Annotated in this window: 8 protein-coding genes; 4 read left to right on the plus strand and 4 right to left on the minus strand. The window is 69.4% G+C overall.

Annotated elements, in window-relative coordinates:
* The 3 genes from AC3XYG_RS35625 to AC3XYG_RS35635 all read left to right on the plus strand — a co-directional run.
* The coding region (locus AC3XYG_RS35625) for an ABC transporter ATP-binding protein (protein ID WP_489144634.1) at positions 1–728 on the plus strand (728 nt) is incomplete at its 5' end.
* Positions 725–1,723: an ABC transporter ATP-binding protein gene (locus tag AC3XYG_RS35630; RefSeq protein ID WP_489144635.1), complete on the plus strand. Its 999-nt coding sequence runs from the start codon at positions 725–727 to the stop codon at positions 1,721–1,723. The genes AC3XYG_RS35625 and AC3XYG_RS35630, both read left to right, overlap by 4 nt.
* A 48-nt stretch (positions 1,724–1,771) precedes the next feature.
* Complete coding sequence (locus tag AC3XYG_RS35635) at positions 1,772–3,670, plus strand: S9 family peptidase (RefSeq protein WP_489144636.1); 1,899 nt, start codon at positions 1,772–1,774, stop codon at positions 3,668–3,670.
* Here AC3XYG_RS35635 and AC3XYG_RS35640 read toward each other — a convergent pair.
* The 3 genes from AC3XYG_RS35640 to AC3XYG_RS35650 are packed head-to-tail and all read right to left on the minus strand — an operon-like array spanning position 3,651 to position 5,657.
* Positions 3,651–4,319, minus strand: a complete 669-nt coding sequence (locus tag AC3XYG_RS35640; RefSeq protein WP_489144637.1) for a hypothetical protein — start codon at positions 4,317–4,319, stop codon at positions 3,651–3,653. The genes AC3XYG_RS35635 and AC3XYG_RS35640 overlap by 20 nt on opposite strands.
* Positions 4,320–4,365: 46 nt before the next feature.
* Complete coding sequence (locus AC3XYG_RS35645; protein WP_489144638.1) at positions 4,366–5,169, minus strand: COG3904 family protein; 804 nt, start codon at positions 5,167–5,169, stop codon at positions 4,366–4,368.
* On the minus strand, positions 5,166–5,657 hold the full coding sequence (locus tag AC3XYG_RS35650) for a YMGG-like glycine zipper-containing protein (RefSeq protein ID WP_489144639.1): 492 nt from the start codon (positions 5,655–5,657) through the stop codon (positions 5,166–5,168). Before AC3XYG_RS35650 ends, AC3XYG_RS35645 begins: the two co-directional genes overlap by 4 nt.
* Positions 5,658–5,986: 329 nt before the next feature.
* Between AC3XYG_RS35650 and AC3XYG_RS35655 the strand changes: the two genes are divergently transcribed.
* Positions 5,987–6,625 (plus strand): response regulator transcription factor, encoded by a 639-nt coding sequence (locus AC3XYG_RS35655; protein ID WP_489144640.1) that lies wholly within the window; start codon positions 5,987–5,989, stop codon positions 6,623–6,625.
* 128 nt (positions 6,626–6,753) lie between these two features.
* Here AC3XYG_RS35655 and AC3XYG_RS35660 read toward each other — a convergent pair whose 3' ends face one another.
* Positions 6,754–8,529, minus strand: a complete 1,776-nt coding sequence (locus AC3XYG_RS35660; protein ID WP_489144641.1) for an ATP-binding response regulator — start codon at positions 8,527–8,529, stop codon at positions 6,754–6,756.
* Positions 8,530–9,114: the final 585 nt, after the last annotated feature.

The following is a 9,114-nucleotide window of genomic DNA, read 5'->3' on the forward strand; positions in this document are numbered from 1 at the left end:
TGATCTTCCAGGACCCGATGACCTCGCTGAACCCGTATCACCGGATCGGCGCGCAGCTGACCGAGGTGCTGATCCGCCACCAGGGCTTGCGCAAGCGCGAGGCCTGGGACAGGGCCACCGGGATGCTGGACCGGGTGAAGATCCCCGATGCGGCGAAGCGGATGAAGCAGTACCCGCACGAGCTGTCGGGCGGCATGCGCCAGCGCGTGATGATCGCCATGGCCCTCTTGTGCAACCCGCGGATCCTGCTGGCGGATGAGCCGACCACGGCGCTGGATGTCACCGTCCAGGCCCAGGTGCTGGACCTGCTGCGCGACCTGGTGCGGGAGCTGGGGACGGCGGTGATCCTGGTGACCCACGACCTCGGCGTCGTCGCCGAGATGTGCGACCGGGTGCTGGTGCTGTATGGCGGCAAGGTGATGGAGGCGGCGCCGGTCGACCCGCTGTTCGCCGCACCGGCCCACCCCTACACCCGCGGCCTGCTGGATTCGACGCCCGACCTGGAGGGCACCGATGGCGAGCTGCGGGTGATCCCGGGCCAGCCCCGCGCTGCCGCCGCCATCGACCTGCCGGGCTGCCCCTTCGCGCCGCGCTGCGACCGCCGGGTCGACCTCTGCACCGCCGCCATGCCGCCGCTGCTGCCCGCCGCAGGCTCCGAGGGCCAGGTGGTGGCCTGCCATCGGCCGCTGACGGCACCTGCCCCCGCGGTGCCGGAGCTGGTGCGATGACCCCGGTGCTGTCGGTGCGCCACCTGAAGGTGCATTTCCCGCTGTCAGGCGGCGGCCTGTTCGGCGGGGCGCCGCAGCTGGTCAAGGCGGTGGACGACGTATCGTTCGACCTCGCCCCCGGCGAGGTGCTGGCGGTGGTCGGCGAATCCGGCTGCGGCAAGTCCACCCTGGGCCGCGCCGTGCTGCGGCTGATCCCGCCGACCGGCGGCACCGTCGCCTGGAACGGCGCCGACGTCACCAAGCTGCCCGAAGACGCGCTGCGGCAGCGGCGGCGCGACATGCAGATCATCTTCCAGGACCCGCTGGCCTCGCTCGACCCGCGCATGACGGTGGCGCAGATCATCGGCCGGCCGCTGCGCACCTTCCACCCCGAGCTGAAACGGGCCGAGGTGGCGGCGCGGGTGAACGAGGCGATGCGCCAGGTCGGCCTGTCCCCCGCCATGGCGCACCGCTATCCCCATGAATTCTCCGGCGGCCAGTGCCAGCGCATCGGCATCGCCCGCGCCATCATCCTGCGGCCGAAGCTGATCGTCTGCGACGAGCCGGTCTCGGCCCTGGATGTCTCGATCCAGGCGCAGATCATCAACCTGCTGATGCGGCTGCGGCGTGAGATGGGGATGGCGCTGATCTTCATCTCGCACAACATGAGCGTGGTGCGGCACATCAGCGACCGGGTGATGGTGCTGTATCTCGGCCGCGAGGCGGAACTGGCGGACAGAGACGCTTTCTTCGCCCGGCCGCTGCACCCCTATGCCCAGGCGCTGCTGTCGGCGGTGCCGGTGCCCGACCCGGTGCGGGCGCGCCAGCGCCGGCGGGTGGTGCTGCAGGGCGACACGCCGTCGCCGATCAACCCGCCCTCCGGCTGCGCCTTCCGCACCCGCTGCCCGCATGCGGTCGAACTCTGCGCCGGCGCCATGCCGGCCCTGCGCGACTTCGGCCCCGGCCACCGCGCCGCCTGCCACCGGATCGAGGAGCTGGCCGGCGCGCTCGTCTGAGGCCGGCGCCGTATCCCAATCCGCCGTCCCTGAGGTAGCATTTCCGCCATGACCATCGACGCTGGCTTCCTCGACCGCCTGATCGCAGCGCCGCGGCTGCTGTTCCCGACCGTGTCGCCGGATGGCCATTGGGTGGCATGGGTCTGGAACGGCAAGGTCGAGGGCAACGGCCCCTGGATCGCCCCGACCACGGGCGATCAGCCGCCGCGCCTGCTGCTGGAGCCGTATTCCGGCTGGGATTGCGAAAGCTTCAGCTGGGCGCCGGACAGCCTGTCGCTGGTGGTCGCCCGCCGCCGCGACGGCGAAGAGCAGGTCGGGCTGCAGCGGGTCTGGCTGGACGAGGCCCGACCGGCGGAGATGCTGCTGCCGGACCGGCCAGGCTATTATGTCTACAGTGCCCAGCTGCATCCGGATGGGCGGCGGCTGGTCTATGCCGCCAGTCGCGACCCGGCCACCGGCGCCGGCGGCGACCTGCTGCATCTGTACGAGCAAGATCTGGAAACCGGTGCCCAGCGCGCCCTGGTCTCGCCCCGCCGGCCGTGCAAGCCGACGCCGAAGCTGGACCCGACCGGGCGCCGGATCCTGTATCTGCGCAATGACCACGACCCCAGCGGCCGGGCGCTGTGGCTGTACGATCTCGGGACCGGGGCCGACCGCGAGCTGCACAACCCCGGCGGGCCGGCCAAGGCCGAAGGCGTGTGGTCGCCGGACGGGTCGCACATCGCCTTCATTGCCGAGACGCCGACGCACAGCCGGCTGGGGCTGATCGACCTGGCAGCCGACGCGCTGCGCTGGCTGGTCGACGACCCGGCGATCCCGGTCGAGCATGTGCGCTGGCCGCGCCAGCCGGATGGCGGCCAGGACCTGCTGGTCGTGATCGAGGCCAGCGCGGCGCGGGACGAAGCCGCGTTCGTGACCGTGTCGACCGGCGCCTATGCCCCGGTGTTCCGCGGCGGTGACATCCTGCGGCCGATCGCCCCCTTGGCCGACGGGCGCTGGGTGGTGGAGCGCGGCCGGGCCACGGCGCCGACCGGCATCGTCACGCTGGCGGCCGAAGCGCCCGATCTGCTGACCGCGCATGAGCTTGCGCCGCTGCCGGCGGGGTCGCTGCCGGACGAAGCGGAGCTAAGCCCCGCCGAGCCGTTCTGGTGGCATTCGGTCGACGGGCTGCGCGTCCAGGGCTGGCTGTACCGCGCCCGGGGCGACAGCCGCGGCACGGTGATCCACGTCCATGGCGGGCCGACCATGCATTACGACGGCCGCTTCGACCCGGTGCCGCAGGCGCTGTGCCGCGCGGGCTTCCACGTGCTGCAGCCAAACTATCGCGGCAGCACCGGGCTGGGCACCGCCTATCAGGAGGCGATCAAGGCCGATGGCTGGGGTGGCCGCGAGCAGGAGGACATCCGCACCGGCATCCTGGCGCTGATGAATGCCGGGCTGGCGCAGCCGGGCAAGGTCGGCATCACCGGCCTGTCCTATGGCGGCTATGCCTCCTGGTGGGCGATCACCCATTTCCCGCGCGAGGTGATCGCCGCCTCGGCCCCGATCTGCGGCATGACCGACCTGGTGGTCGATTACTGGACCACCCGGCCCGATCTTCGCTCCTACTCCGAGGCCATGATCGGCGGCACGCCGGACGAATTGCCGGAGAAGTACCGCGAGCGCTCGCCGATCCATTTCGTCGACCGGATCGAGGGAAGGCTGCTGATCGTCCAGGGCCTGACCGACCCGAACGTGACGCCGGAGCAGGTGGAGATCGTGCGGGCGGCGCTCGACGCCCGCAGCATCCCCTATGAGACCCTGCTGTTCCCGGATGAGGGCCACGGCATCGTCAAGCCCGGCAACTGCCGCCTGCTGTATGAGCGGCTGATTGCCTTCTTCGACGATGCCTTTGCCGGCCAGCCTGACGGATCAGCAGCCCCGAAGCTCAGGACGGCGGCTGGTTGACGACGAAGTGTTCGATCGGGAACGGCACCCCGGCATCGGGGCTCGCCGGCTCGTCGAGCTGGGCGTAGAAGCCGAATTTTGATTGGCCGTCGGGCATCTGGATCCGGCTTGCGGTCACCTTCTGCCCGTTGATCAACAGCGTCGCGACGCCGCCCTTGAGCACCACCTCGACCTGGTTCTCCACGCCGTAGCCGGTCTTGACGGCAGGGGACACCGTCCACGGCGTCATGTTGTTCCACTGGCCATCCGTGTAGCGGGTGAACAGGAACTTCCCGGTGCTCGAAATCAGCAATGCGAAGAAATTCTTGTAGTCCTTGGCCGCGAACATGATTCCGGAGGCCGGAACGTTCGCGTCGCCGCTGGCGGTCTTGCCGACCTTGTCGGCCGCGGGAAAGACAACGGTCGCGCAGACGACGGCATCCCGCACCAGGAAGGCATTGTTCAATTCGAAGAAATTGCTTCTCCCCTTCGCGATCAGCGCCGTGCCCGCGCCATCGGCGATGGTGAAGTGATCGTCGGTGTCCCAGCCACCCAGGGTGTCGGTGAATTCGTCGGCGAAGATCGGAGCGCCCGCCGTGCAGGCCGCGAATGCCGAGGGGCTGCCGAGGACCACCGCCCCCACCAGCAGCAATGTCCGAATGCGAAGCATCGTTGGTCTCCTTGCCTGCGCCCGCAGGCGCCTAGATTGCCGGGCGTCAGTCCGTGTTGATCACGTTGAAGTCGCGCAGCTCCTGCCGGGTCAGGCCGCGTGGGGCCGAGTTCGGGATGGCGGCGAATTCGGTCAGGAAGCGCAGCGACAGGCTCATCTCGACCAGGAAGCGGGCAATCTCCGCCGCCGTCTGCGCCGAATCCTGCTGGATCCCCTTGGTGTCCTCTTCCAGGGCCATGTTCTGCAGCATGTCGGCCATGGTCATCGGATCGTCGGCGTGGTCCTTGTTGTAGGCGTCGAGCTGCGCCTGCAGATCCGCCGGGTCGACCTGCCCCTGCGGGAACTGCCGGTTGAAATCCAGCACTGTCCCCGGCGGCTTGGCCAGGTCGTTGCGGATCATGTCGGCGGCGTTGCTGGCGAACATGTGGACGCCGAAGACACCGCCGGTTTCGACATAGCGGATCTTGCCGCCCATGAAGATGAAGTTGCAGGCGCTGATGCATTGCAGGCCGCGCGGGATCCGGGTGGTCAGCCGGCGGGCCCGTAGGATGCGGCCCATCTCCATGCCTTCCTCCAGCGCCCCGCCCGGCGAATCCAGCCAGACCTCGTCGATCGGGGCCGCCGCGTCGAGCGCGGCGCGAAAGCGTTCAGAATCGCCGCTGTCGATCCCGCCCCAGGCCACCAGCACGTTGCGCCGGCCCGACGGCACCAAGCTGAACTGCAGGCTGTCGTGCTTCGCGACCTCGCTCCACTCCATGTCCTTGGGCAGGGGCACGAAGATGTCGTCGGCGATGGCCGGCGCCGCCGATACCAGCAGCGCCGCCCTCGCGATCCCGAGGGCGATCCTCATGCGCTGGCCCATTCGCCGCCGGAGTTCCGGCAGTAGCGGGATTCCTGCTGCACCTCTTCGCCCTTGATGTAGGCGACCTCGCGCACCGTGCGGCATTCGCCGCCGCTGGCCTTGGGTTCGACCGCCACCACGGTGGAGGATCCGCGCACGCCGGTGCTGCTGTTCTTCCAGGTGCGGGACGCGCCACGCCGCGGCGACGAGACCAGCACCTGCTGCGTCGCCCGCGCCGCCCGCTGCTGGTCGGCCTGGTCGAGCTGGCGACCAATATCGCTGCCGATGAAGTAGCCGCCGATCGCCCCCAGCCCGGCGCCAATCAGGGTGCTGGTCTGGTCGTGGCCGATAGCGTTGCCGAGCAGGCCGCCGAACAGCGCCCCGCCCCCGGCCCCGAACAGCCCGCCGGTCTGCTGGGTGGTCTGGCACCCGCCGAGCATGAGTGCTGCGGCCAGGGCCAGCGATGTCGCCGATACAACCGTCCTGCTGCGCCTCACCTGTTCTCTCCTTTTTGCACCACCAGCGCTGCCTTGGCCTGGAATTGCGGCCACGGTGGAATGCGTCCGGTCGGGATGGGCATCGAAATGAACCGGCCCTGGGAGCAATGTCCTGAACCCACGACATCGCCGTCTTTATTGTGCGGCGACCATATCAACCGGGTGGTCGGCGAGTAAGTTGGGCTGACGCCCTAGGCCTGGTCTTAGGACCATTGCTAAGACTTGTGACGAAATGGCGCCGGGCGTATAGCGATATTGGCTCGGGCAACGACCGGACACCGCGGCTGCGGCCCGGCGAAACAGTCCCGAGAGCGATGGACAGGGCGGCCATGAAACTGCTGATCGTCGATGATCATCCGGTGGTGCGCGAAGGGCTGGTGGCCCTGCTGCAGCAAGGCCACCCCGACACGGTCGTCGTCGAAGCGCATGACAGCGCCACAGGCCTGGCCATGGCCGAGAGCCATCTCGACCTCGACGTGGTGCTGCTCGACCTCGCCCTGCCGGGGATGGGTGGCATGTCCGCGATCACCGAATTCGGCCGCCGCCGGCCGGAGTTGCCGGTCATCATCCTGTCATCGTCGGAAGATCCGCTGGACGTCCGCCGGGCGCTGGCCGCGGGGGCCCTCGGCTATGTCCCGAAATCGGCCAGCCGGCAGACCCTGCTGCTGGCGATCCAGCTGGTGCTGTCGGGCGACGTCTATGTGCCGCCGCTGATGATGCTGCCGCCGGAGCCGTCCCCGTCGGCCGGGGTGGCGAACGGCATGGCCGGCCCCGGGGCAAGGCTGACCGGCCGGCAGGTCGACGTGCTGAAGCTGCTGGCGCGCGGCCTGTCGAACAAGGAGATCGGCAACGCGCTCGACCTGTCCGAAAAGACTGTGAAGGTGCATGTCACCAGCATCTTCCGGACGCTGAACGTGGTGAACCGCACCCAGGCGGCGACCGCAGCACGGCAATCCGACCTGATCTGACCGGATCGTCATCGCGAGGAGCGAAGCGACGCGGCGATCCAGCGGCTCGATCTCTGGATCGCCACGCCCCTGCGGGGCTCGCGACGACGGTGTCGACCGGCGCTATCGCTCCCGAAGGACGGCGCCCCCTACTCCGCCTCGGATTCCGCGGCGCGGGCCAGCAGGTTGGTGATGGCGGCGCGCAGCTTGCTGTTGTGGATCGGCTTGTGCAGCAGCAAGAGGCCGCTCTCCTGCGCCTCCCTCAGCCGGTCGGGCGCGGTGTCGCCGGTGATCAGCATGGCCGGGATGTCGTCATTGTATTCGGATTGCAGGCGGCGGATCACGCTGATGCCGTTCTCCTCACCTCGTAACCGATAGTCGGAAATGATCAGGCTGGGCCGCGTGGGCACGGTCGCGATCTGCGCCAGCATGTCGTCGCCCGACCCGCCGACGATCACCTCATGGCCCCAGCTGGACAGCAGGCTGTGCATCGCCTCGCGGATTGCCGCTTCGTCGTCGATCAGCAGGATCGGCCCGCGGGCCGTGGCGTCGGGCAGCGTCGTGGGGGCGGCGACAATCTCCGGCACCGCATCCTCGGCCACCGGCACGGCGACCGAGAACACCGACCCCTTGCCGACGACGGAGCGCAGCGTGATCGGCGCCTCCAGCAGCGCGGTCAGGCGCTGCACGATGGCGAGGCCCAGGCCCAAGCCTTTGCCGCGGTCGCGCTCCGGATTGCCGAGCTGGTAGAACTCCTGGAAGATCCGGCCCTGCTCCTCCGGCGGGATGCCCGGCCCGGTGTCCCAGATTTCGATGCCCAGCACCGCACCGCGGCGGCACCCGACCACGACGCGGCCATGGCTGGTATAGCGCACGGCGTTCGACACCAGGTTGCGCAGCACCCGTTCCAGCAGGATCGGATCAGTGCGCACCGCCAGCCCGCAGGGATGCAGCACCAGCCCGATGCCCTTGCGCTGCGCCTCGCCCTCATAGTCCCGGCAGACCCGGTCGAGCAGCGGCTGGATCGCGAAGCTCTGCGGCGAGGACAGCACGATGCCGGCATCGAGGCGGGAGATGTCGAGCAGCGAAGTGAACAGGCTGTCCAGGGCGATCACCGACCCGTCGATCTGTTCGACCAGGCGCCGCACATCGGCCTCCATCCGGCGGGCCAGCAGGGCGCCGACGAACAGGCTGAGGGCATGCACCGGCTGGCGCAGATCGTGGCTGGCGGAGGCGAGGAAGCGCGATTTGTCGAGGCTGGCCTGCTCCGCCCGGTCCTTCTCCAGCCGCAGGTTCTCCGCCAGGTCGAGATTGGCGAAGCGCAGCTGCAGCGCCTCCTCCAGGCTGCGGTAGGAACGCCAGCCGAGCACCGCCATGGCGACGACGTAGAGCAGGTCGAGGAAGCCCAGGGCGTGGCTGTAGAAGCCGGTGTGGAACGCGCTCCACAGGACATAGGGGACCATCGCCGGGAACAGCAGCGCGTAGAAGGCCGGGAGATAGGCGCCGAAGGCGGTGGCGGCGCCGGAGGCCACGGCCGAGGTCGCGATCATGACCCAGAGCTGCTGGTCGATGCGCTCGGGCGTGATCAGGGTGATCGAGCCGACGCCCCAGACCAGCCCTTCGATGGCGCTGGCCAGGGTGAAGGCGGCGGCCCAGAACCGCCAGCCCGGGGCGGACGGCCCGCGGCGGCGATAGACGGCGCAGAGCAGCAGATGGGCTGGCGCCGAGAGCAGCAGGACCCCCGCCCAGCCGGCCGCGAGCGGCAGCGGCACCAGCTCGCCATAGACCAGCACGCCGACCAGCGCGATGCCGCCCAGCAGGGCGCCGACCACGCCGACCGGCGCGGCCTTGTACAGGGCCGCGATCTGCTCGGCGCGGAAGCGGTCGATCGACCCGGTCCGCCCCATGGTCGGCGCGTCGGCCATCACGCCCCGCGACCGTGTTCCTGAAATCCCGCGACCACCGTCAATGCCCCCGATCTCAAAGAGGGGCGAGGTCAGCTCACATGGTAATTCCCGGCGTGGATCCGGCCTTCCGGACCAGCAGCCCTGCCTCGCCCTGTATCCCGCTTTGCTCCAGCCGGATTTGTTCGGCCCCGGCCGGTTCCGCGTCGAATGGGGCGCATCGTATCATATTCAGGCCCGCCGCCTCAGGATCGCCGCTTCACGATCCTTGGGGCGGCGGCCAGGGCAATAGGGTGAACGAGAGGACCGAGAAGAGGGCGCGTGACCTCTCCCGCCTGGCGAGGCCCTTTCAGAATCCTCTAAATCGTCATCCCCGCGAAAGCGGGGATCTCGCAACGCTTTTACCGGAAAGAGATTCCCGCTTTCGCGGGAATGACGGCAGAAGCGTCGGGTCGTTCTGAAAAGTCCCCCGGCGGGAGAAGCCGGGCTCGCGCAGCAAGACCGGGTGAGGGCGGGCCCCGGCCTCGACAAACCCCCTCACCCGGAGGCGCAAGTGCCTCCGGCCTCGCCCGCAAGCGGGAGAGGCGAAACCATCCGATCTGTCCG

It is taken from the genome of Inquilinus sp. (assembly GCF_057815775.1).

Excerpts from the sequence above, each read along its gene's own strand:
- AC3XYG_RS35630 (WP_489144635.1), top strand. The coding sequence starts at position 725 with ATGACCCCGGTGCTGTCGGTGCGCCACCTGAAGGTGCATTTCCCGCTG.
- AC3XYG_RS35635 (WP_489144636.1), top strand. The coding sequence starts at position 1,772 with ATGACCATCGACGCTGGCTTCCTCGACCGCCTGATCGCAGCGCCGCGG.
- AC3XYG_RS35640 (WP_489144637.1), bottom strand. The coding sequence starts at position 4,319 with ATGCTTCGCATTCGGACATTGCTGCTGGTGGGGGCGGTGGTCCTCGGC.
- AC3XYG_RS35645 (WP_489144638.1), bottom strand. The coding sequence starts at position 5,169 with ATGAGGATCGCCCTCGGGATCGCGAGGGCGGCGCTGCTGGTATCGGCG.
- AC3XYG_RS35655 (WP_489144640.1), top strand. The coding sequence starts at position 5,987 with ATGAAACTGCTGATCGTCGATGATCATCCGGTGGTGCGCGAAGGGCTG.
- AC3XYG_RS35660 (WP_489144641.1), bottom strand. The coding sequence starts at position 8,529 with ATGGCCGACGCGCCGACCATGGGGCGGACCGGGTCGATCGACCGCTTC.